Genomic DNA, 22,742 nt, shown 5'->3' on the forward strand with positions numbered 1-22,742 from the left:
TTACGTCAGAACCGGGCTCTGCTCAAGTCTTTTCAGCACGAACTCGCCGCGGCCAGCCACTGACGACGAGTCGTCTGCAGCGAAGCGGCGAGCTAAAACGAGGGCCGGAATTCCGGGCGTATTCATTTCCCTGACGAGAACCTCTGAGGCGACACGTCTCACGATGGAAGAACGGTCCGACGCGGCTGCGTTCAAGGAGTCCAAGAGTACAGGTGCAACCGTCAGCGGCCTTGAGCCGTGGATCTTTTCCATGCGACCTTCGCAGTACCTCACATCCGTCCACCTCCAACGAGATCCCTCTACCCATGCTGCCTCCCTGAGTAGCAGCACTCGATAGGCCTTTGCACGCACGGCAGGTTGAACTGCCCGCATAGCGATTTCCGTCAAATGTTCGTCCAGCACTGACGTTCTCAAAATTTGAGAAAGGACCTGGGGAATCGGCCCCGTTGGAGACGAAATCACCCGATCTATGAGCTCTTGGGCCACACCTCTGATGGCGATAAGATCAATGATTGTTTGACTGTCCGACTCGTCCATGCGCGCCCACGAGGACCACGCCGGAAGCAATGCGCACAACGCATCTACTACATGCCTGGGGTCACTAGCCCTAGCAAGTGTAGGAACAACCTCTCTGGCGGCACCTCTGACCTGCACAACCCAATCGTTCAGGCGTCGAGCTGCCAGAGCAAAGAAGAAACCATTGGATGCTGGACCGTCTAGCGTGCGCAACGTACGTTCGCGGGCGTAACCATCGGCATTACTCAAGTCAATCCAACTCAGAAGCCGAGTACGTTCTATGTTCTTTGCGGCGGAAAACAAGAAAAGCGACCGCCATCCGATCCTCTCGGTATCGGCAAGCGCATGTTTGGCGAAGGACAGCTCGTAGCGAATCACGTATTCCCACCGAGCCATATTTGATAGCGGCAGGAGGCTGGTCACGCGAGCGAGTTCGGCCATAGTGTCAACACGTTGGCTGGCTAGGCCTGACGAGGTAGCGATGGCTCTGATCCCGGCCCGTAGCTCGTCTTCCATACGTAGATGTGCTCTCTCGAGGATCAAATGTTTCTCTCCCTATCTTAAGAAATATTCCCTTGGACGCAGCTCAAAACGAATGTCCTCTCCTGGCCGATTTCCGCCATAGGTGAAAGGCATTTTTCGCCCCAAGCAGTCGGTTGAAATTTTCCAAAGCAGATATTTATAACAAGATCAAACGAAGTTAGGTAGCTCTCAAAATAATTTGAATAGTTTTTTGTCTTGGCAAGTCCAACCATAGGAGAACGGTACTCAACCCTGAACCTGCGAGTTCCACTGCCGCTGAATATCCCTTGGGGATGCACTCTACTTGACGTCGAAACACATCTACGCTCTTGAGAGTAAGATCAATATCAGCAATAGTGCCGCTTTCTCGGTTATGAAATTCTCCATCTACCATCTCTGCGCTGGTCCAGAACGCTGTAATAAATGTGGTCCCAAGCGGCACATCGGTCGCAGAATTGTTTGTGACAGCCACTCGCCCATCTTTAAGCATGCGACCAATAATGATTTCGTAACTTGGCATTTTTTCTCACAACAATCAATTTCGCATTTACCGGCTCAGCCATCTCTCATTGACCAATTTGCGCTGAGGGCTATATAACCACCTTCTGCTCAATATCGAATTGCGGTGTTGATTGGATAAAACTCCGCCAAGCCAATAGCAATTTTTCAAAATCATCAATTTTGACAAATTCAAAGCACGTCTCGTCAAGTTGCGAGTAAATTCTCACTTCTGTATCCGATAGCTCTGCTGCCCAATCTTCACGCCCCCAGTAATATGAATCAATGTGACGCTTTTTAATTAAATGAATCTGACTCAAACATTCGTCATACCAAGGCAGCATGTCCAAAAATGGGACACCTCCATCATCCACCAATAGGCAAGCAAGCGGGCTGTAGCCCTCGTTGTTTACCTCTTTTGTGCAACAACTAGGAACCAGGCGCTCAAACTGCTTTTCCCATGAGAAGTAAAATTCCATCACGTTGTCCTATTTTTCAAGGGAATTGATTTCCACGTAACGAGATTATTATCAAATGACCGCTTCTGGCCGAATTTACTCATCGTGCAGCACCGTTTAGCCCCTCGGCAGAACGGCTCATCTTTGAGTACATTTACTTCGCGATTAACATGGGTAACTGCTCAAATGGCATAATGGGGTTCAATTGTAACCAACACCGCTCGCTAATCCACAGGTCAACATCTAGCCTATGAAAGCAAGTGTGACATACGGTCACCACTCGCCAGTCTCCGGTACCTTGACAGTCTATAGACATCAAGGGTTCTATTGGCTTATCAATTAGACCGTCCTCTGGGAAGGGATAAATCTCTTTAATGGAGGTATCTTTTTCAACGCCACAGGCGAGGCATTTATGTTTCATATGATAGGGGCACCTAATATTGAATTCAACAACGCAGTTCTACAACTGGCACAAAAAATTTGACAAAGCAACATCAATTAAGAGGTGTGGTTGCATGACCGCTTGTGCCCGTTTTGAGTCAGTCGTGATGGGCTCAATTCGACCAAAAAACTGCCTTTGCGAAAGCTATCCAGACGTATGCAGCTAAACTTGAGAACGGAGCCACAAATCTATCGTCCCTATATCATTTTCTGTGAGTCCCGTAACACCATCGACAAGGTACAAGTTCTTGCAATTCGAATCAAAGTACTCTTCGATATCATCCAATATTAGGTATGACGCATTCTCCGGCACGTTACTAGCCAGCCACGATTCAATCTCACGTTGACGAATGCCTGGCACGTAGTCAGTCGTACTCTCTAAAATCGGAGTAACACCGAGAAAGCGCTCAGTGAAGCGTTTGCCGCCATGAGCAACAAGTAGCTCAATTAGTTCTGAAAAAGAATACCGCTCCCTCCACGTGGAAGTGATAACTACCGAAATCCCAGGAATATTTTCCAGTATTTTCCATAACGGCCCGGTCGCAGAAAACGGTTTGTCCAATGGCCCCATTGGAAAAGGGTGAAGTACTCCATCAAAGTCTAGAAAGAGAATCATGTGATTTTTAACTCAATAAATTCAATGCTCAAAGTCCGCTATTGGCTGTGGATTCAACCGGTGGAGGCCGCAGATTGATGAAATCGTTTAGCCGCTGTTTGGAAGTTTAACGCTTATTTTTGTCATAGACGTCTTTCAACCAGTGACCGATGCATCCGATTGCAAGAATCGATATTGCCCAAAACGACCACTCATGCAGCTCGTCGCCTTTTCCAAGCATTATTAATGAAACCGATAGTGCCGAAAGCAAAAAACCGTATCCACCAACACTGATGTATTTGCTCGGAAATATCATTAACCCCAGAAATCCGACAAGAAAAAGTACTGTGGCCATAGTTCATCTTTCAAGCTATAAATGGCTGTGGCATCGGTGCCAGGCAACGGGCCACCAAGCACGCTATTTCTCGCGCACATGTCTGACCGCTTTCTGGAAAATTTGTAACTGGCTGCTTCTGGCCGTTTTGAGCCGGTCGCGACAGGTTGATTTCGACCCATTGCGGACATATCGCCTACCCAATAACTGTCGTTCAGTGTCCGCTATTCATTTCGCGCGAAAAAACAGAGGTAACGACGACTTCGTTAGGACGACGCACACCTGGTTTAGCGGCGGGCATTAATTTATCCATCTCCGCTTTGGTATGAACAGCGATAATTTCGAGATCTTCCGCACTAACGCGTACCTGCTGGATCGTAACTACCCCTATCTGCATCGCGAGACCTGACTCAAGAACGGTTTGCTCGACGTGATCTGCATCGAGCCATCTGTACTTTCCCGCCGAGTGATTTTTGCTAGTTGCGAGGGTCCACGTGCCATTCGGGAAGAATTCAACAATTGACTTTCCATCAGTGGCTTGAGGTGCAACGGTCTTGCCGTCGAGCGTCCGAAGCAGCGAAATGTGCCGCCACCGTCCGACGATTAGTCGGTCCGCAGAGACTTGGTGAGAGTCGACCGTCGGAGATGAAGTGGCAATTTTCTTACCTCTCTTGCTAATTCTTTGGTCTAGATATGCCGAAAGCGAAGGGTCGTTTTTTCGCAGGTCAAATTTTCCATCAGCGATAGATTGAATGTAGTCACTGCAAAGGGATGCTTGGCCTTCCTGAGAGCTTATCCCTTTGATCGAAATCCTTATGGTTTCAAATTGACTGTCTATCATTTTTGGACCGTACACCTCAAGCATATTCTTGATGTTTTTCTTCGTTTCAGCGGTCATGGATGGGGAGTTCAACATCTCAATCAACTCCTGTCGTGACGCTGCATTTTCTTCAAGATATGAGCGATGACGCGAAACCCACTTTTTCAACTCTTGTTCGCCGAATGACTGAAGAGATGGACTGTATGTTAAACAAAGACCAATTAGTTTTTGGAGGACTTGGAATCCAGAGTCAGGGGACACTGCTGCCGCGCCAAAGAGTTCGGCCTCGTTATTGTATTTAAGCAGTTGAGCATGAGCTGTCGAAAAACATAGAACAGACAGCATGCTTAAAAAAAACGCCGCTAGTCGAATTTTACTTAGCGCGTTGGCGATAAGGACCGGCAATAGGCTTCTCATGTAATCCGATCGTGCGAAAAATAGTTGGAGCATCTTGCCACGGGGAAATTGCCAATGCAATACCAAGTTGCTTGTTCCCTCGAGTGGCTGGTTCTGGCCGGAACGAGTCATTTGCTAGTCTTGCGCCATTGTACGTCGACGCGTCCACTCGTCCACAACGTCGCCCATGCTCTTCTCAACACCGTTTCGTATCCATGCCATCAGATCGCGGTCAAATTTGAACTCCGGTCCACACTGATGTGAAAGAAAGCGCCGGACGTTCTGCGTATTTTTGTAGGCAGAATCGACCAACGTTGTTCGCGAAATTACTCCGCCGTGCCAATCAAATTTCATGAACAAATTCCTCCAACATCGTCATCAGTTTAGTGGGCGTCTTCGACCGTCCGATTTTGGCCGATCGCGGCGATCTTACAAACTCAGCTATTTTTTGCAAATTCAGCGAACAACAGAAAAAGTCATTTGGACAAAAATTGGACAAACTCGATGAGGAATAGAAAATTTCCCCTATGAGAGATCACTTAGTTCGATCCAGTCCATCATGAGCGCCACGAAAACACGCCTTTTACTGTAATTCACTGATTTCATTAGGTTTGATGCTGATTTCGCACACATGCAATTTATGCGCTATTTTTCTTGATTTCTGGATATTCTGCCGCTCACCGCACGTGCACTTGCTGCGGGTGTCGTGGAAACAATCAGGAAACGGGACTGCTTCGGTTCACGCGAACTCGGCGAAAGTCCGTAGCTTAGCAGCAAGTCCCCACCCACCAAAGGCTGCGGGTCCTGAAATGTGGTGTCAATAAGGTCCGGACTGCACACTAGGCAGCCTCAATGTCGCCTCCAACCCGCCTTCAGGCCGCTGCAGCAGCTCAAAAGCGCCGCCAAAACGCTCGGTAATAGCTACCACAATAGACAAACCCAAGCCGCTGCCCTGCCCCGAACCGCGCCGCCAGAAGCGCTCGGTCACCATCTCCAGCTCCTCGGCGCTCAGTCCCGGCCCGTGGTCCCGCACGCGGAACACACAAGCGTCCTTGGACGACTGCAGCTCCAGGCTGACGCCTTGCGCCGCCGGCGTATGGCGCAGCGCATTGTCGAGCAGGTTGCGCAGCGCGGTGACCGCCAGCGCTTGCGGCAAGGCCAGTTGCGCCGACTTGCCGCCGCTGTTGAAGACGATGCGGCCGGGAGCGTTGGTGCTGGCGTCGCGTATCGCCAGCTGCGCAACCTCTTCGGCGTCGGCGAGATTGCCGTCGTCCCAGGAAAATGGTCCTTCGATTTGCGACAGCGTCAGCAGCTGGCCGAGCGTGCGCTGCAGGCGCGCCACGCCTTCCTCTGCGTAATCCATGGCCACCGCGGCATCCTTGCCTTGGGTGATGCGCGCCACCTGCAAGTGCGTCTTGATGGCGGTCAGCGGGGTCCGCAGTTCATGCGCGGCATCGCTGGTGAAACGGCGTTCGCGGCTGATGGTCACGTTCATCCGCTGCAGCAATTTGTTCAGGGTGTTCACCAGCGGCAGCAGGTCGCGCGACATGGCTGCTTCCGGAATCGGCGTCAGCACTTCCGGCGCCCGGCTGGCCAGCGCCTGCCGCAGCCGCTCCAGCGGCGACAAGCCGTTTTTCACGCCGAACCACAGCACGATCAGGCTGCCTATCATGGCCACCACGAACGGCACCACGGCCGCCATCGTGACGTTGCGCAGCAGCGAGCTGCGTTCCGCCAGGCGATCGGCAGTGGTCACGCGCAAGCCGTCGGCTTCATAGGTATAGCTGCGCCAGCGTTCGCCCTTGATGAGGCGTTCGGAATAACCGGGAGCCACGGCAGCCACCGCTTCCAGGGTAGCGCCGGGGGTGCGGGCGATCACTTCGCCGCGCAAGGAAGTAATCTGGCAGTCGAAACTCTTCGCCATGGGCGGCATCTTCAAGGTTGACGCGCCCGGCTGCCCCTTGCGTCCGTCCCAGGCCGCGGGATTCTGCGACATCAGGCCGGCCACCATTTGCGCCGACATCGCCAGCCGCTGGTCGAGGGTGCGATGCACCTCTTCATCCAGGCTGCGCAGCATCCAGACCGATACCGCTCCCCACAGCAGGCTGAGCGAGATTCCGATCAGCAGCAGCAAGCGCAGGCGCAAGCTCATGGCTTCACCGCCGCGATCCGGTAACCGAGGCCGCGCACCGTTTCGATCAGGTCGGCGCCAAGCTTGCGCCGCAGATGATGGATGTGCACATTGAGGGCGTTGCTTTCGATCTCTTCATTAAAATGGTAGAGGCTGTCTTTTAGCTGGTCGGCGCTCAGGATGCGGCCGCAGGCTTGCAGCAATGCCGCCAGCAGCGCCAGTTCGCGCCGCGACAGGTCTACCGCCTGGCCGTGCAGCCAGACTTCGCCGCTGGCCGGGTCCAGGCGCAGGGGACCATGCTCGACGATATCGACGCTGCGGCCGGCGGCGCGGCGCAGCAAGGCGTGCAAGCGCGCCACCAGTTCGCTGAGATCGAAAGGCTTGAGCAGATAATCGTCGGCGCCGGCGCGCAAGCCCGCGACCCGATCCTCGACGGCGTCACGCGCGGTCAATACCAGTACCGGCAGCGCCATGCCCGCCGCCCGCAAACGCCGCAGCAGGCTCATGCCGTCTTCATCCGGCAAGCCAAGATCGAGGATGATCACGTCGCAATGCGAGGTAGCCAGCGCAGCTTCGGCCTGGGCGGCGCTGGCCACGCCATCGGCTGTCAGGCCGTGCGCCCGCAGGCCGGCCAGGATGCCGTGGGCGATCAGTTCGTCATCTTCTACCAGCAGTACACGCATAGGTTTTCCTCCATGCTGTCCAGTATTTCATGCCTGGATTATCGCATTGTTAACGCTGCCTTAATCCGCATGGGCCAGGATGTGCGCTTATCCTAATTCAGAGGTGCTTATTTATGTTACGGCTGCTGCGGTTCTTATTGGTGTTGCTGCTGCCCTTGCTGTCATGGCTGCCGGCGCACGCCGAGAACGATTTTTTGCCGCCGGAACAGGCGTTCCGGCTGAACGTGACCCAGGAGGGCCAGGGACAAGTGCGGCTGAACTGGCACATCAGCAAGGGTTATTACCTGTACCGCAAGCAGCTGAAGGTAGAGGCCGAGCCGGCCGGCGGCTTGCCGCAGATTGAATTTCCCGTGGGAACGATCAAGCACGACGAGTTCTTCGGCGAGAGCGAGGTTTATCACGATAGCCTCGAGCTGCTGGTGAACGCACGTGACGCCCGCGCTTTGCACATCGGCTGGCAGGGCTGCGCCGACGCCGGCCTGTGTTATCCGCCGCAAAACAAGCGTGTGGAACTGGCCGGCTCAGGACAGCCGCCGGCCACCGCCGCGCCAGCGGCCGCGCTGGGCGAGGACCAGAGCCTGGCCGCGCGCCTGGCGCAAGCCAACCTGGCTTGGATGCTGCTGGTGTTTTTTGGTCTCGGCCTGCTGATGACGTTCACGCCTTGCGTGCTGCCGATGATTCCAATCTTGTCCAGCATAATTGCAGGCAGCGGCGCCGGCCCAAAGCGCGGTTTTGTCCTGTCGCTGGCTTTCGTGCTGCCGATGGCGCTGACTTACGCCGTACTGGGCGCCGCCGCTGCATTGGCCGGCGCCAACTTGCAGGCGATGCTGCAGAATCCCTGGGTGCTCGGCGCATTCGGCCTGGTGTTTGTAGCGCTGGCGCTGGCGATGTTCGGTTTCTACGAGCTGCAATTGCCGGCCTTCCTGCGCAACCGCCTCGACCATGCCAGCCAGGGCCAGCGCGGCGGCACCGTGCTTGGCGCGGCAACGATGGGCGTGCTGTCGGCACTGCTGGTCGGCCCTTGCATGACGGCGCCGCTGGCCGGCGCCCTGCTGTACATCGGCGACAGCGGCGATGTCGTCAGCGGCGGTCTGGCCTTGCTGTCCATGGGGCTGGGCATGGGCGTGCCGCTGCTGCTGGTAGGAACGCTGGGCGCCAGGTTGCTGCCGCGTCCGGGCAACTGGATGAACCGGGTCAAGGCCCTGTTCGGCTTCATCTTGCTGGGCACCGCAATCCTGTTTCTGGCGCGCGTATTGCCGCCGGCCCTGGTGCTGGGCCTGTGGGGAGCATGGCTGCTGGCGCTTGCACTCAGCCTGCTGGCGCTGGCGCACAAGCTGGCAGCCGACGGCGGCCGCTTACTGGCGCGTTTCCTGGCTTTGCTGCTCGGGCTGTGGGGCGGACTGATGGTGATCGGCGCAGCAGCCGGCGCGCATGATCCTTTACAACCGCTGGCCTTTGCAGTGCGACCGACGGCAGGCGTCCAGGCTGGCGCCGCGCATGATTTCATGACACGCTTTGCCACAGTCAAGACAGCGCAGCAACTGGCCGAAGGCGTTGCTGCCGCCGGCCGCGGCGGCCAGTGGACGCTGGTCGATTATTACGCCGACTGGTGCGTCTCGTGCAAGGTGATAGAGCGCGACGTATTTTCCGATCCGCGCGTGCAGCAAGCACTGGCCGGCGTGCAGCTGCTGCGTCCCGACATCACCGCCAACAATGCGGACGACCGGGCGATGCTGGGCGCTTACCAGGCGTTCGGCGCGCCGACCATCCTGCTGATCGGACCGGACGGCAAGGAACATCGGGCCGAGCGCATCATCGGCGAACTCAGCGCCGACGAATTCCTGGCGCGCCTGCAACGGGCACAGGGGAAATCCTGACCATGTTGACAGTGAAACTCGGCCCGCTGGTGCTGCCGCTGTACCAGGCCATGCTGATCGTCTCCGTGCTGGCCGCCTACGGCGTGAGCTACCTGGTCGGAAGGCGGCAGAAAAACGCAAGCCTGGGCAATCTTTTGTCGGACATGCTGATCGCGGCATTGCTGGCGGCACGCCTGGTTTTTGTCGTGACCTGGTTCGAACTTTACCGGGCTGCGCCGTGGACCATGGTCGATATCCGCGACGGCGGCTTCACGCCCTGGGCCGGCATCCTGGCTGCGCTGCTGGTGGCAGCCTGGCGCGGCTGGCGCGAGGCTGCGATACGCAAGCCGCTGGTCCTTGCGCTGGCAGCCGGAACGCTGGCCTGGGGCACGATGTCCGGGATCCGGCACTGGCAGCAAAACGAGCCGGCGACCCTGCCGGCAACGCAGCTGACCACGCTGGCCGGCGAACAGACCGGGCTGGCCAGGCTGGCTGGCGGCAAACCGCTGGTGGTCAACCTGTGGGCCAGCTGGTGTCCGCCCTGCCGGCGCGAAATGCCGCTGCTCAGCGCCGCCCAGAAACAGCAGGACGGCATCGCCTTTGTTTTTGTCAACCAGGGCGAGGACCAGATCACCGTCCAACGTTACCTGAGCGAGAGCGGATTTGAGCTGTCGCATGTCCTGCTTGACCGCGACACCGGTCTCGGCAAGGCGGTTGGCTCGATGGCCTTGCCCACCACCTTGTTCTACGACAGCAACGGCCGCCTGCGAGACACCCATCTGGGCGAACTGTCGGCGGCTTCGCTGGCCGACAAATTGAAGCAATTGCACGAACCCACTAATCAACAGGAGTAAATCAGACATGCGTAAATATTCATTCATCATGGCCGCGCTGTTGCTAGCTGCAACCGGTGCGGCTCTCGCTGCACCCGCCGCCAGCTGGCCGGCGCCGATCAAGGCGCTGGAAGCGCAAGGGGTCGACATCGTCGGACGCTTCGACGCGCCGGGCGGACTGCAAGGCTACGCCGGCGTGCTGCAGCAGAAGTCGATGGCGATCTACCTGACCGCGGACGGCAAGCAGGCGATCGTCGGCACCATGCTCGACGCCAAGGGAGCCAACCTGTCTGAAGCGCCGCTGGAAAAACTGGTCAGCAAGCCGATGACGGAGAAAACCTGGAACCTGCTCGAAAAGAGCAGCTGGATTGCCGACGGCAGCAAGGATGCAAAACGCGTCATCTACACGTTTACCGATCCAAACTGCCCGTACTGCAATAAATTCTGGAACGATGCCCGGCCCTGGATCAAGTCCGGCAAGGTGCAGATACGCCACATCATGGTCGGCATCATCAAGGACAGCAGCAGCGGCAAGGCGGCGGCCCTGCTCAGCGCCAAAGACCCGCAAGCCGCCCTCAACCAGCATGAACTGCAGCATGCCAGCGGCGGCATCAAGCCCCTGGGGCTAATCCCGGCAAATATCCGCACACAGCTCGACAGCAACCAGCAATTGATGCAGCAACTCGGTTTCTTCGCCACGCCTACCGTTTTTTACAAGGACGCCGGCGGTATCCTGCAAACGACGCAAGGCGCGCCACGCGCGGAAATGCTCAGCACGGTTCTCGGACCGCGCTGAGCCGGGCTCAGGCCAAACCAGATGCAACATGCATCTGGTTTGGCCGGCCCCTCTGTTTACTGACGTGCAGGTGTATTTTCAGCGAAATATTCGTGGTTGTCGGCATTGTCGACGGCATTGGTCGGATTGCTGACAGCCAGGTTGTGCGCGCCGGTCTGGCCGTACACATGGTCGTCGGTGCCGGCCACCACGGTGAAGTGGCTGGTTTCATGGACCAGCGTGCCGGCCTTGGAGTCGGTGCCGTTGGCCGGTGCGGTCCAATAGGCGCCGCACAGGTAAACCGTGTATGGCTGGTCCGGATAGACATAAGCGTAAGTCCCGGACTCGGTGCAGCTGCAGTCGAATTTATACGCCTGGGTGCCGAGCGCGCTGCTGAGGTTGGTGTAGTGATTGGTAACCGTTGTATAACGGCCGCTGGTGACCGCGCCGAACCACCAGGTGTAGCGGCTGCCGGTGTTGTTTGCATTCAGATAGTTCTTGGAATTGGTAGCTATCGAAGTGGCGTCGGTGCGGGCTGTGGTCAGCGCGGTTTTCTGGCTGTTGCTGCAGCTGGCGAAGGTGGTGGATGCTGCTGCCGCGCCATTGATTGCGCCCAGCAGGTCGGAAGAAGCCAGCTTGGACGATGGTGCAGGACCGCCGTCGACCGACAGCGGTATCGCATTGGTTTCCAGCGTGACGGCAGGGGCAGCAGCAGCGGCGCCGCTGGCCTTGGCAGCGACGGCGTTGCCGACTTCACGCACCAGGGTGTCGGCGCTGCGCTTGTACTTGATCACGTATTGGCCGGCGCGATACATCTCGTAGTAGGCGCTGAGGTCGACTTCAACCGCACGGCTTTCGTTCGGCTTGAGCGTGATGTAGTCCTTGTCGGTTGCCGGTTTGCGTTTCACCAGGCGTCCCACATAACGCACCGGCTGGCCACCCAGGTCGACGCTGAACAAATCGCCGCTGACGCCGTTCAAGGGAGTTTCCCAGTTCAGCACATGCAAGGGCGAGGCGCTGGTGTTGGTGATGGTGTAGAGCACCTTGCCTGAGCCGGCCGCACCTTTCGCGCTGGCCTCCTGCAAGGTCACTTCGATATCGGCCCGCGCTGCATAAGCCGAGCCGCTGACAACGATTGCTGCCACACATGTAACGCCTGCCAACCATTTTCGAAAACTGTACATGGATCACTCCTCTTGTAGAGTTAAATGAGCCCCAGCCTTGTGGGCATGGGGAAATTTATGCTAGCACGCACATTTCCTTGGGGAATCCTGTCAAAGTTGACAGGGTGCCGCGACGTTACCGGGGAAATCGAGCTTTACATGCGAAGCGGCGGCAAACGTACTACCATCATCGGCAAGAGCCTGAAATCCGCCAACCGCCGCCAAGGAGACACCATGCCGACCACCCTGAATACCGATCATTTCTGGATGCCGTTCACCGCCAACCGCCAGTTCAAGAGCAAACCGCGTTTGCTGGTCTCCGCTTCCGGCATGCATTACACGACCGACGACGGCCGCCAGATCCTCGACGGCACCGCCGGCCTGTGGTGCACCAACGCCGGCCACTGCCATCCGAAGATCGTCGAGGCGATCCAGCAGCAGGCCGCCAAGATGGACTTTGCGCCGGTGTTCCAGATGGGCCATCCGCTAGCCTTCGAAGCCGCCAGCGCGCTGGCGGCGATCGCGCCGGAGGGATTGAACCGGGTGTTCTTTTGCAACGACGGTTCGGAGTCGGTCGATACCGCGCTGAAGATCGCGCTGGCGTATCACCGCGTGCGCGGCGACGGCTTGCGCACTCGCCTGGTCGGCCGCGAGCGCGGTTATCACGGGGTCGGCTTCGGCGGCATTGCGGTGGGCGGCATCGCCGGCAACCGCAAGCATTTCGGCCCGACACTGGCTGGCGTCGACCATTTGCGCCATCCGCTGGATATCGCGCGCAATGCGTTTTCACATGGCTTGCCGGAGCATGGCGCCGAGATCGCCGACGAGTTTGAACAACGCTTGCTGGCGTTGCACGATCCGGCCACGGTGGCGGCGCTGATCGTCGAACCGGTGCAGGGTTCGACCGGCGTGATCCTGCCGCCCAAGGGTTACCTGCAAAAACTGCGCGCGATCTGCGACAAGTACGGCATCCTGCTGATTTTCGATGAAGTGATCACCGGCTTCGGCCGCCTGGGCGCGCCGTTTGCGGCCGACTATTTCGGCGTGGTGCCGGACATGATCTGTTGCGCCAAAGGCTTGACCAATGCCAGCGTGCCGATGGGTGCGGTGATCGTGCGCCAGGATATCCATGATGCCTTCATGAGCGCGGCAGCCGAAAACGCTATCGAGTTTTTCCACGGCTATACCTACACCGGCCATCCGCTGGCGGCAGCCGCCGCGGTCGCCACCATGGCTGTCTACAAGAACGAAAACCTGTTCGACCGCGCGGCAGCGACAGCGCCGTATTTCGAGCAAGCCGCGCACAGCCTGCAAGGCCTGCCTTTCGTCAAGGATGTGCGCAACCTGGGACTGGTGTGCGGGATTGAACTGGAGCCTATCGCCGGCAAGCCGGGCGCGCGCGCCTTCGATGCCTTCCTCAAATGTTTCTGGGACAAAGGCGTGCTGATCCGCACCACCGGCGACATCATCGCCCTGTCGCCGCCGCTGATTATCGAACCGGGACAAATCGATCAGTTGTTTACCGCAATCGGCGATGTGCTGAAGGCACAGCACGCCGCTAGCCCAACCACCGCCTGACAGCGGCCAATAAAAAACCCGCCGATGCGTGCCCTGAACCAGGGCATGCATCGGCGGGTTTTTAGTGGCGCGGCCCGAAGGCCCGGTTCACTCGACAGCTTAGGCGTCGCGCGAAGCCTTTTTACGCTCATGTTCCTTCAGGTAGCGCTTGCGCAGGCGGATGCTCTTCGGCGTGACTTCAACCAGCTCGTCGTCGTCGATGAATTCAACCGCGTATTCCAGCGACATTTCGATCGGCGGCACCAGGCGCACCGCTTCGTCGGTACCCGAAGAACGGACGTTGGTCAGCTGCTTGCCCTTGATCGGGTTGACCACCAGGTCGTTGTCGCGCGAGTGGATGCCGATGATCATGCCTTCGTAGACCGGGTCATTGTGGCTCACGAACATGCGGCCGCGATCTTGCAGCTTCCAGATTGCGTAGGCAACGGCAGCGCCGTCGTCCTGCGAGATCAGCACGCCGTTGCGACGGCCGCCCAGTTCACCCTTGGAAGTGTCAACCGGTGCGTATTCGTCGAACACGTGGCTCATCAGGCCGGTGCCGCGGGTCAGGGTCATGAATTCGCCCTGGAAGCCGATCAGGCCGCGTGCAGGAATGCGGTACTCGAGACGAACACGTCCCTTGCCGTCCGGTTCCATGTTTTGCAGGTCGCCGCGGCGACGGCCCAGTTCTTCCATGACGCCGCCCTGGTTGGCTTCTTCGACGTCGACAGTTAGGTTTTCGTACGGCTCGTGGCGCACGCCATCGACCATCTTGAACACCACGCGCGGACGCGAAACAGCCAGCTCGTAGCCTTCGCGACGCATGTTTTCGATCAGGATGGTCAGGTGCAATTCGCCGCGGCCCGACACTTCATAGGTCGAATCATCGCCTTCAGCCTGCACCACGCGCAGCGCCATGTTGGCTTTCAGTTCGCGGTCCAGGCGGTCCTTGATCTGGCGGGTGGTGACGAACTTGCCTTCGCGGCCAGCCAGCGGCGAGTTGTTGACCATGAAGTTCATGGTCAGGGTCGGTTCATCGACCTTCAGCATCGGCAAGCCTTCTGGCGAGTCCGGTGCGCAAATGGTGGAGCCGATGCTGATTTCTTCGATACCGTTGATCAGCACGATGTCGCCAGCCAGCGCTTCGTCTGCCAGCACGCGATCCAGGCCGCGGAAAGTCAGCACCTGGTTGATGCGGGCCTTGGTTGGCTTGTCTTCCGGACCGTTCATCCAGACCACGTCTTGCAAGGCTTTGACTTTACCGCGCAGGATACGGCCAACGCCGATCTTGCCGACGTAGGAAGAGTATTCCAGCGAAGTGATCTGCAGTTGCAGCGGGCCGTTAGGATCGTCTTCACGCGCAGGAACGTGCTTCAGGATCGCGTCGAACAGCGGTTCCATGTTGCCGTCGCGGACAGTGTCTTCCAGGCCTGCATAGCCTTTGAAGCCGGATGCGTAGATGATCGGGAAATCGAGCTGCTCATCGGTAGCGCCGAGTTTGTCGAACAGTTCAAAAGTGGCGTTCACTGCCTTTTGCGGATCTGCATTTTCGCGGTCGATCTTGTTGACGACAACGATAGGCTTCAGGCCCAGGGCCAATGCTTTACGCGTCACGAAACGCGTTTGCGGCATCGGACCTTCTTGCGCATCGACCAGCAGCAAGACGCTGTCGACCATCGACAATACGCGCTCGACTTCACCGCCGAAGTCGGCGTGGCCCGGGGTATCGACGATGTTGATGTGCGTGCCCTTGTATTCGACTGCGCAGTTCTTCGACAGGATCGTGATGCCGCGTTCTTTTTCAATATCGTTCGAATCCATCACGCGTGCATCGACGTGCTGGTTGTCACGGAAAGTGCCGGATTGACGCAGCAATTGGTCAACCAGAGTGGTCTTGCCGTGGTCAACGTGGGCAATGATGGCAATGTTGCGGATGGCGCGAGGTGTGTTTGACATGGTCAGTTTGGAGATTGAAGAACTCAGTAAGGGCGCAGGTAAGGATTGCGCAGAAAATATATTGCTACAGATTATATGACTACAAATGCGGCGGCCAAAAATGCTCGCTAAGGCACTGCACAGAAGTACGGCAGATGTAGCGGAATTTGGGAAGCCGCGCATTATAGCATGACGCGCTGCACTACTTTATGAAAAGCCTTGTAATTTCAAAGAGTTGCTGCCTCAATCGCTGCGCAGATATTGCCAAAAACATATTTCATGCAGGCTGTGCGGTGGCGATCAGGCGCTCGGGAGCAAGCACCCCGTATTCATGCAGTTGTGCGGTACCCAGAAGTTGTCGTGCGGATACTACATCCGCAGGCTGCAGATAGACCCGCACACGTCCGGCATCTGCCGGCAGGGCCACGCCTTCTTTCGCCAGCGTCAGGCGCTGGCCTTGCAGGAAGCGCCTGGCCAGTGGTTCGGATAACAACACCTCGGGAAAAGTCAGCAGCAGGCTGTCGACCGGCGCCAGCAAGGCGCTGCGCTCGGCTTGCCCGGTGGCGTCCAGCTGCTCCAGGGTGACGCAGCCATCCAGCGTCAGGTGGCCCACCTGGATCCGCCGCAACTCCTGCAGATGCGCGCCGCAACCCAGTGCGGCGCCGATGTCTTCGCCCAGTACGCGGATGTACGTCCCCTTGCTGCAGGCAACCCGCAAGCGTAAAAACGGCGCCTGGTAATCGAGGAATTCCAGCGCATGAATAGTCACGTCGCGCGCTTCGCGCTCCAGCGTGATGCCGGCGCGGGCGTATTCATACAGCGGCTTGCCATCGCGCTTGAGCGCCGAATACATGGGCGGCACCTGCTTGATCGGGCCGCGGAACCGGGCCAGCACGGCATCGATCTGCGCGCGGCTGATGTCGACATCCTTGCGCTCCAGCACTTCGCCTTCGGTATCGCCGGTGGTAGTGCTCACTCCCAGGTGGATCAGGGTCTCGTAAGTCTTGTCGGCATCCAGCAGGTCCTGGGCAAACTTGGTAGCCTCGCCGAAGCACAGCGGCAGCACGCCGGTGGCAAACGGATCGAGGGTACCGGTGTGGCCGGCCTTTTGCGCGTTGAGCAAGCCTTTGGCCTTGATCAGCGCATCATTGCTGGAAAAACCGACAGGCTTGTCCAGCAGCAGGATGCCATTCAAGGGAACGCGGATTCTTTTGGGTGGGCGTAATGCCATGATAGCAATGCAAAAAAGGGGAAAACGGAAACGGCTTGCCATGGCAAGCCGCATCAAATGACTGGCAATGACTGCTGACCCGGAGGGCTCAAGCCAATCCGGTCAGCCAATCGTTCACTCCTGGCCGTCGTCCTTGGAACGTGTCGCATTGGCCAAGTCGATCAGGCGCGACATCTCGACGCCGCGGGCAGTCGAATTGTCATGCATGAAATGCAAGGCCGGCAAGGTATGGATAGACAGGCGGCGGCCCAGCTGGTTGCGCAGGAAACCGGCGGCCTGGGTCAGGCCTTTGACGGTATTCGCGATCGCTTCCGGGTCGTCGTTCAGCATCGTGAAAAACACCTTGGCATGGGCGTAATCCGGCGTCACCTGCACTTCGGTAATCGTGATCATGCCGACCCGCGGGTCTTTCAGCTCGAAGACGATGATCTCGGACAAGTCCTTCTGGATCTGGTCTGCAACACGCAGGCCGCGGCCAGGGATGGATTTACTATGTTTAGCCATGCTTTTATTCAGCGCTTCTACACGCTTTGTCTTTCACAAATGAACTGCCAACCAACGTTACACAGGTTACTACAAAATGAAAATCGGGCTGTTAGGCCCGATTTCCCCTGCCTACGCACATTCCTGCCGTGCGTGTGCTTGCGTTATTACAAAGTCCGTGCGACTTCTTCGACTTCAAAGATTTCGAGGTGATCGCCTTCTTTGATATCGTTGAAGTTCTTCAGGGTCAGACCGCACTCGAAGCCGGAACGGACTTCCTTGACGTCATCCTTGAAGCGTTTCAGCGAATCCAGCTCGCCTGTCCACAAGACCACGTTGTCGCGCAGCAGACGCACCGAAGCACCACGCTTGACCAGGCCTTCGAGCACGTAGCAACCGGCGATCGCGCCGACTTTGCTGACCAGCAGCACCTGGCGGATTTCCACCAGACCGAGGTTCTGTTCGCGCTTCTCCGGCGACAACATGCCGGACATCGCTGCCTTGATCTCGTCCACAGCATCGTAAATGATGTTGTAGTAACGGATGTCGACACCGTTGGCTTCCGCCAGCTTGCGTGCCGAAGCATCTGCGCGGGCGTTGAAGCCGATGATCACGGCCTTGGAGGCAACCGCCAGGTTGACGTCCGACTCGCTGATGCCGCCGACGCCGGCGTGCACCACTTGTACCCGGACTTCGCTGGTCGACAGCTTCTGCAGCGACTGGACCAAAGCTTCTTGCGAACCTTGCACGTCGGTCTTGATGATCATCGGCAGGTTCTTGACTTCACCTTCGGCCATCTGGTCGAACATGTTTTCCAGCTTCGCGGCTTGCTGCTTGGCCAGCTTGACGTCACGGTATTTACCTTGGCGGAACTGACCGATTTCGCGCGCCTTGCGCTCGTCTGCCATGACCATGACTTCTTCGCCGGCAACCGGCACTTCCGTCAGGCCCTGGATTTCGACCGGGATCGATGGGCCGGCTTCGGAAATCGCCTTGCCGTTTTCATCCAGCATCGCACGGACACGGCCGTAAGCCGAACCAGCCAGCACCACATCGCCGCGCTTCAAAGTACCGGACTGCACCAGGATCGTTGCAACCGGACCACGGCCCTTGTCGAGACGGGCTTCCACTACCAGGCCACGGGCCGGGGCAGCAACCGCCGCCTTCAATTCCAGCACCTCGGCTTGCAGCAAGACTTGTTCCAGCAAGTTGTCGATGCCTTCGCCGGTCTTGGCCGATACCGGCACGAACGGCGATTCGCCGCCGTATTCTTCCGGCACCACTTGTTCCGCGATCAGTTCCTGCTTGACGCGATCCAGGTTGCTGCCTGGCTTGTCGATCTTGTTGATCGCCACCACCAGCGGTACGCCGGCGGCTTTCGCATGGGCGATCGCTTCCTTGGTTTGCGGCATCACGCCGTCGTCGGCTGCCACCACCAGGATGACAATGTCGGTTGCCTTGGCGCCACGGGCACGCATCGCGGTAAACGCTTCATGGCCCGGGGTGTCGAGGAAGGTGATCATGCCGCGCGGTGTTTCCACGTGATATGCACCGATGTGCTGGGTAATGCCGCCGGCTTCGCCGGAGGCAACCTTGGCGCGGCGGATGTAATCCAGCAGCGAGGTCTTGCCGTGGTCGACGTGACCCATGACAGTGACCACCGGTGCGCGCGGCAGCAGCTCGGCGTCGGCATGCTCTTCGCCGTCGACCAGCAATGCTTCCGGATCGTCCAGTTTCGCAGCGTGTGCGGTGTGGCCCATTTCCTCGACCAGAATCATCGAAGTTTCCTGGTCCAGCACCTGGTTGATGGTGACCATCTGGCCCAGTTTCATCAAATGCTTGATGACTTCCGAAGCCTTGACCGACATCTTGTGCGCCAGTTCGGCGACAGTAATGGTTTCAGGAACATAAATGTCCTTGATGACCGCTTCTGTCGGCACCTGGAAGTTGCTTTCGTGATCGTCGCTGTGCGCATTGCGACGGCCCTTCGGACCGCCACGCCAGCCATCGCGACCGCCGCCGGTATTGCCGCGGGTCTTGATGCCGAGGCCGCGCTTCTTGGCCGCATCGTCTTGCCATGTAGAGGAGACGTTGGCGGACTTGATCGACTTCTTGTCGACCACCACTTTCTTGTCGTCTTTCTTCTCGCCAGGCTTCTTGTCGGCAGGCTTGTGCAAAGTACCTTCGGCAGTCTTGGCCGGGGCTGCGGCAGGCGCAACCGGCTCAGGCGCCTTGATCACGCGGCGCGGCGCATTCATCATTGCCTTGATCTGCGCCACTTCGTCTTGCACGGCCTTGCGGGCACGCTCAGTCGCAGCCGATTTCTCGGCGGCTTCCTTGGCGGCCAGTGCGACCTTTTGCTTGGCTTCTTCGTTCGCCAGGCGTTTCTTTTCTTCAGCCGCAGGATCTTCCTGCTTCTTGACGGCAGCATCGGCAGAATTGGCGGAATCAGGCGCAGGTGCTTCGGCAGCCGCTTTTTTAGCTTCGCTTTCCGCTTTCTTGGCGTCGTTTTCCGCTTTCAGCGCAGCCTTGGCTTGCGCTTCCTTTTCCGCTTCCAGCTTGGCCAGGCGTTCCTGTTTTTCCAGCAGTTCGGCTTCCTGGCGAGCGATCAATTCGGCCTGGCGGCGCGCTTCTTCAATCCGGCGCGCCTGTTCAGCTTCGTCGACGACCGGTGCGGCAGGCGCAACCGGCGCCGCCACAGCTTCGGCGATCGGCTCGTCACGCTTGACGAAAGTACGCTTCTTGCGCACTTCAACCTGGATCGTGCGCGACTTGCCGGTGGCGTCAGCCTGCTTGATCTCGGTGGTTTCCTTGCGGGTCAGCGTGATCTTCTTCTTTTCGCTGTCTGGCACCGCGCCGTGCGAACGGCGCAGGTGTTCCAGCAGGCGATCCTTATCTTCTTTCGACAAGGCGTCGTCAGTCGAATTTTTCTGGACGCCAGCCGATTGCAGTTGTGTCAGCAGGAGATCCGCTGGCATTTTCAGCTCGGTGGCAAATTGGGCTACATTGTTACTCGCCATTCAGTCCTCTTTTTCTATGTGGCGCGGCAGACGATATCGGAACCTCTCGGATCACTGGATCACTTGGCTTCCGCTATATTCCATGCCTTGGCCTGCAGGGCTTTGGCATGATCATCGTACTTGGCATCGATGAGTTTCATCTCATCGTCGGTCACATCTTTAAACTCGTCTTCAATCAAATGACGCGCACGGTCGGCTGGCAAAGCCAGGATCGCGCCAAATTCGTCATAAGCCAAACCGGCGAACGCAGCCAATGTCTTGACTCCCGCCAGTCCCAGCTTGCCGGCGGTAACCCGGTCCATGCCTTCGAAGTTGACCAGGGCATCTTCCATGCCTTCCAGTCCCTCTTCCGAGGCAATCGCTTCTGTCACCAGCGCATCGCGAGCCCGGTTACGCAATTCGTTGACGGTGTCTTCGTCAAACGAATCGATTTCCAGCATTTCGGTAATCGGCACGTAGGCGATTTCTTCCAGGCTGGCAAAACCTTCTTCCACCAGGATGTCGGCGACTTCCTGGTCGACGTCCAGTTTTTCCATGAACAGGGCGCGGATCGCGGCGGTTTCCACCGCCGATTTGTCGGCCGACTCTTCCGCTGTCATGATGTTGATCTGCCAGCCGGTCAGCTCTGCCGCCAGGCGCACGTTCTGGCCGCCGCGGCCGATGGCGATCGCCAGGTTTTCTTCGTCGACCACGACATCCATGGCGTGCTTCTCTTCGTCAACCATGATCGAAGAAACGTTGGCAGGGGCCAGTGCGCCGATGACAAATTGCGCCGGGTCTTCCGACCACAGCACGATGTCGACGCGTTCGCCGCCCAGCTCGCCGGTCACGGCCTGCACGCGCGAACCGCGCATGCCGACGCAGGTACCGATAGGATCGATGCGCTTGTCGGCGGTGAACACAGCAATCTTGGCGCGGACGCCAGGATCACGTGCCGCCGACTTGATTTCCAGCGAACCTTGTTCGATTTCCGGCACTTCCAACTCGAACAGCTTCATGATGAATTCCGGCGCGGTACGCGACAAAATCACTTGCGGGCCGCGTGCATTGCGGTCGACGCGCAGGATGAAGGCACGGACACGGTCGCCGATACGCAGGTTTTCCTTAGGAATCGTCTGGTCGCGCGGCAAGCGCGCTTCGATCTTGCCTGACTCGACGATAGCATCGCCGCGTTCCATGCGCTTGATGGTGCCGGTGACCAACGAATCGCCGCGTTCCAGGAAGTCAGCCAGGATCTGTTCGCGTTCAGCATCGCGGATCCGCTGCAGCACGACTTGTTTGGTGTCTTGCGCAAAACGGCGGCCGAAATCGACCGATTCGATCGGCTCTTCGATGTGGTCGTCGACTTCCACGTCTTCAATCTGTTCCTTGGCTTCGAACAGCAGGATTTCCTGGTCCGGCAATTGCAGACCCGCTTCATCCGGCACTACGTGCCAGCGGCGGAAGGATTCGAACTCTCCGGTTTCACGATCGATCGTGACACGGATATCGACGTCGCCCTCGTAGCGTTTTTTGGTTGCCTGTCCAAGCGCGTGTTCGAGCGCACCGAACACGACATCCCGATCGACGTTTTTTTCATGCGCGAGCGCATCGACCAACAATAAAATTTCGCGACTCATGCTTTGCGACTCCTAAAATCCACTTGCGGCACCAAGTGTGCCTTGTCTACGTCAGCGAGCGTGAAATCCAGCAGCGCCGACCCATCTTTTGTTTCAAATTCGATTTTCAAGTTCTCGCCATCCGGTTCACCCAGGACACCCTGGAATGATTTGCGATGTGCGGCGCCTGGCATCGGCACACGCAACTTCACGATGGCTTCCTTGCCGGCGAAACGCACATAGTCCGCCAGTTTCTTCAGCGGCCGGTCCAGGCCCGGCGAAGATACTTCCAGACGTTCGTACACGACGTTTTCCACCGTCAGCACATGCAGCAGTTGATGCGTCACTTTTTCGCAATCTTCTACCGTGATCTGGCCTTGCTCGGCATTTTCAGGTGTGAAGTCGATGTATACGCGCAACAAGCCACGCGCCGCCTTTTCGAACTCGACCAGCTCGTAGCCCATGCCAACCACGGTTGTTTCAATTAGCTCCAGCAACTGCAAAGCAACTCCCTATAAATATAACTGCAGGCCCGACAATTACGGGCCTGAGTCTGCACGCACCGGCAACTTAAAAGCAGATAAAAACGAAAAGCAAAAAAAAAATGGGCATCTGCCCATCCTTCTTATCGTTTGTCATTTCGAGCAGTTTCACGAGATCGGCTGCGAATCAACTTCTCGAGCTCCCGAGAGGTTTAATTCTCGTTAATGACTTCTGTTAACTTGTAAATTATAAACGATTAGGCTATGGACCGCAACGTAAGCGAGTGCAGGAAATTTGCATTTATTGACAATCTCCCGTCAACAGACGGTAAATTGATCATTATTGCAACACTTCCTGCCACTTCTTTCCAGCTATCCAAAAGCGGCAAATGCCGCCAGGATGAAAAATCCCCGA

General features: G+C 57.6%; 20 protein-coding genes. 4 read left to right on the plus strand and 16 right to left on the minus strand.

The features are described from left to right. The 9 genes from CFter6_RS19460 to CFter6_RS19490 form a co-directional block, all read right to left on the minus strand. The gene (locus tag CFter6_RS19460) at window positions 1-957 is read right to left on the minus strand and encodes a hypothetical protein (protein WP_150118818.1); all 957 of its coding nucleotides are present in this window, start codon (window positions 955-957) and stop codon (window positions 1-3) included. Window positions 958-1,216: 259 nt separating this feature from the next. Beyond that, complete coding sequence (locus tag CFter6_RS25770) at window positions 1,217-1,558, minus strand: hypothetical protein (RefSeq protein ID WP_150118819.1); 342 nt, start codon at window positions 1,556-1,558, stop codon at window positions 1,217-1,219. 70 nt (window positions 1,559-1,628) lie between these two features. Then, window positions 1,629-2,015, minus strand: a complete 387-nt coding sequence (locus CFter6_RS19465) for a YacL family protein (protein WP_061541321.1) — start codon at window positions 2,013-2,015, stop codon at window positions 1,629-1,631. A 583-nt stretch (window positions 2,016-2,598) separates the two neighbouring features. After that, the gene (locus tag CFter6_RS19470) at window positions 2,599-3,051 is read right to left on the minus strand and encodes an HAD domain-containing protein (protein ID WP_061541322.1); all 453 of its coding nucleotides are present in this window, start codon (window positions 3,049-3,051) and stop codon (window positions 2,599-2,601) included. Window positions 3,052-3,157: 106 nt separating this feature from the next. Next, window positions 3,158-3,385: a hypothetical protein gene (locus CFter6_RS19475; protein WP_061541323.1), complete on the minus strand. Its 228-nt coding sequence runs from the start codon at window positions 3,383-3,385 to the stop codon at window positions 3,158-3,160. Between the two features lie 193 nt (window positions 3,386-3,578). Next, window positions 3,579-4,712, minus strand: coding sequence for a hypothetical protein (locus CFter6_RS19480; protein WP_150118820.1), 1,134 nt, complete (start codon window positions 4,710-4,712; stop codon window positions 3,579-3,581). Between the two features lie 3 nt (window positions 4,713-4,715). Further along, window positions 4,716-4,934, minus strand: a complete 219-nt coding sequence (locus CFter6_RS25200; protein ID WP_081466394.1) for a DUF6434 domain-containing protein — start codon at window positions 4,932-4,934, stop codon at window positions 4,716-4,718. Window positions 4,935-5,397: 463 nt separating this feature from the next. Then, window positions 5,398-6,732, minus strand: a complete 1,335-nt coding sequence (locus tag CFter6_RS19485; RefSeq protein ID WP_061541325.1) for an ATP-binding protein — start codon at window positions 6,730-6,732, stop codon at window positions 5,398-5,400. Continuing rightward, on the minus strand, window positions 6,729-7,394 hold the full coding sequence (locus CFter6_RS19490) for a response regulator (protein WP_061541326.1): 666 nt from the start codon (window positions 7,392-7,394) through the stop codon (window positions 6,729-6,731). Before CFter6_RS19490 ends, CFter6_RS19485 begins: the two co-directional genes overlap by 4 nt. Before the next feature lie 113 nt (window positions 7,395-7,507). Between CFter6_RS19490 and dsbD the strand changes: the two genes are divergently transcribed. The 3 genes from dsbD to dsbG are packed head-to-tail and all read left to right on the plus strand — an operon-like array spanning window position 7,508 to window position 10,879. After that, the gene (dsbD, locus tag CFter6_RS19495) at window positions 7,508-9,271 is read left to right on the plus strand and encodes a protein-disulfide reductase DsbD (protein WP_061541327.1); all 1,764 of its coding nucleotides are present in this window, start codon (window positions 7,508-7,510) and stop codon (window positions 9,269-9,271) included. Between the two features lie 2 nt (window positions 9,272-9,273). After that, window positions 9,274-10,104 carry a TlpA family protein disulfide reductase gene (locus CFter6_RS19500; protein ID WP_061541328.1) on the plus strand — a complete coding sequence of 277 codons (831 nt, stop codon included), beginning with the start codon at window positions 9,274-9,276 and terminating at the stop codon, window positions 10,102-10,104. A gap of 7 nt (window positions 10,105-10,111) precedes the next feature. Beyond that, on the plus strand, window positions 10,112-10,879 hold the full coding sequence (gene dsbG / locus CFter6_RS19505) for a thiol:disulfide interchange protein DsbG (RefSeq protein ID WP_061541329.1): 768 nt from the start codon (window positions 10,112-10,114) through the stop codon (window positions 10,877-10,879). Window positions 10,880-10,935: 56 nt separating this feature from the next. Here the strand turns inward: dsbG and CFter6_RS19510 are convergent, their stop codons facing one another. After that, complete coding sequence (locus CFter6_RS19510; RefSeq protein ID WP_236904423.1) at window positions 10,936-12,003, minus strand: M35 family metalloendopeptidase; 1,068 nt, start codon at window positions 12,001-12,003, stop codon at window positions 10,936-10,938. Between the two features lie 252 nt (window positions 12,004-12,255). Between CFter6_RS19510 and aptA the strand changes: the two genes are divergently transcribed. Continuing rightward, window positions 12,256-13,599 (plus strand): omega-aminotransferase AptA, encoded by a 1,344-nt coding sequence (gene aptA / locus CFter6_RS19515; protein WP_061542479.1) that lies wholly within the window; start codon window positions 12,256-12,258, stop codon window positions 13,597-13,599. Between the two features lie 99 nt (window positions 13,600-13,698). Here the strand turns inward: aptA and typA are convergent, their stop codons facing one another. The 6 genes from typA to rimP all read right to left on the minus strand — a co-directional run bounded on the left by typA (window position 13,699) and on the right by rimP (window position 22,348). Continuing rightward, window positions 13,699-15,534 carry a translational GTPase TypA gene (typA, locus tag CFter6_RS19520; RefSeq protein WP_061541331.1) on the minus strand — a complete coding sequence of 612 codons (1,836 nt, stop codon included), beginning with the start codon at window positions 15,532-15,534 and terminating at the stop codon, window positions 13,699-13,701. A gap of 256 nt (window positions 15,535-15,790) precedes the next feature. Beyond that, complete coding sequence (gene truB / locus CFter6_RS19525; protein WP_150118821.1) at window positions 15,791-16,744, minus strand: tRNA pseudouridine(55) synthase TruB; 954 nt, start codon at window positions 16,742-16,744, stop codon at window positions 15,791-15,793. A gap of 114 nt (window positions 16,745-16,858) precedes the next feature. Beyond that, a complete protein-coding gene (rbfA, locus tag CFter6_RS19530) occupies window positions 16,859-17,248 on the minus strand; it encodes a 30S ribosome-binding factor RbfA (RefSeq protein ID WP_061541332.1) in 390 nt (129 codons plus the stop codon). A 146-nt stretch (window positions 17,249-17,394) separates the two neighbouring features. Continuing rightward, window positions 17,395-20,247 (minus strand): translation initiation factor IF-2, encoded by a 2,853-nt coding sequence (gene infB / locus CFter6_RS19535; RefSeq protein ID WP_061541333.1) that lies wholly within the window; start codon window positions 20,245-20,247, stop codon window positions 17,395-17,397. 59 nt (window positions 20,248-20,306) lie between these two features. Beyond that, window positions 20,307-21,866, minus strand: a complete 1,560-nt coding sequence (gene nusA / locus CFter6_RS19540) for a transcription termination factor NusA (protein WP_061541334.1) — start codon at window positions 21,864-21,866, stop codon at window positions 20,307-20,309. Further along, window positions 21,863-22,348: a ribosome maturation factor RimP gene (gene rimP / locus CFter6_RS19545; RefSeq protein WP_061541335.1), complete on the minus strand. Its 486-nt coding sequence runs from the start codon at window positions 22,346-22,348 to the stop codon at window positions 21,863-21,865. The genes nusA and rimP overlap by 4 nt, the downstream gene beginning before the upstream one ends. Window positions 22,349-22,742 lie beyond the last annotated feature (394 nt).

Source organism: Collimonas fungivorans (assembly GCF_001584145.1).
Classification (GTDB): domain Bacteria; phylum Pseudomonadota; class Gammaproteobacteria; order Burkholderiales; family Burkholderiaceae_D; genus Collimonas; species Collimonas fungivorans.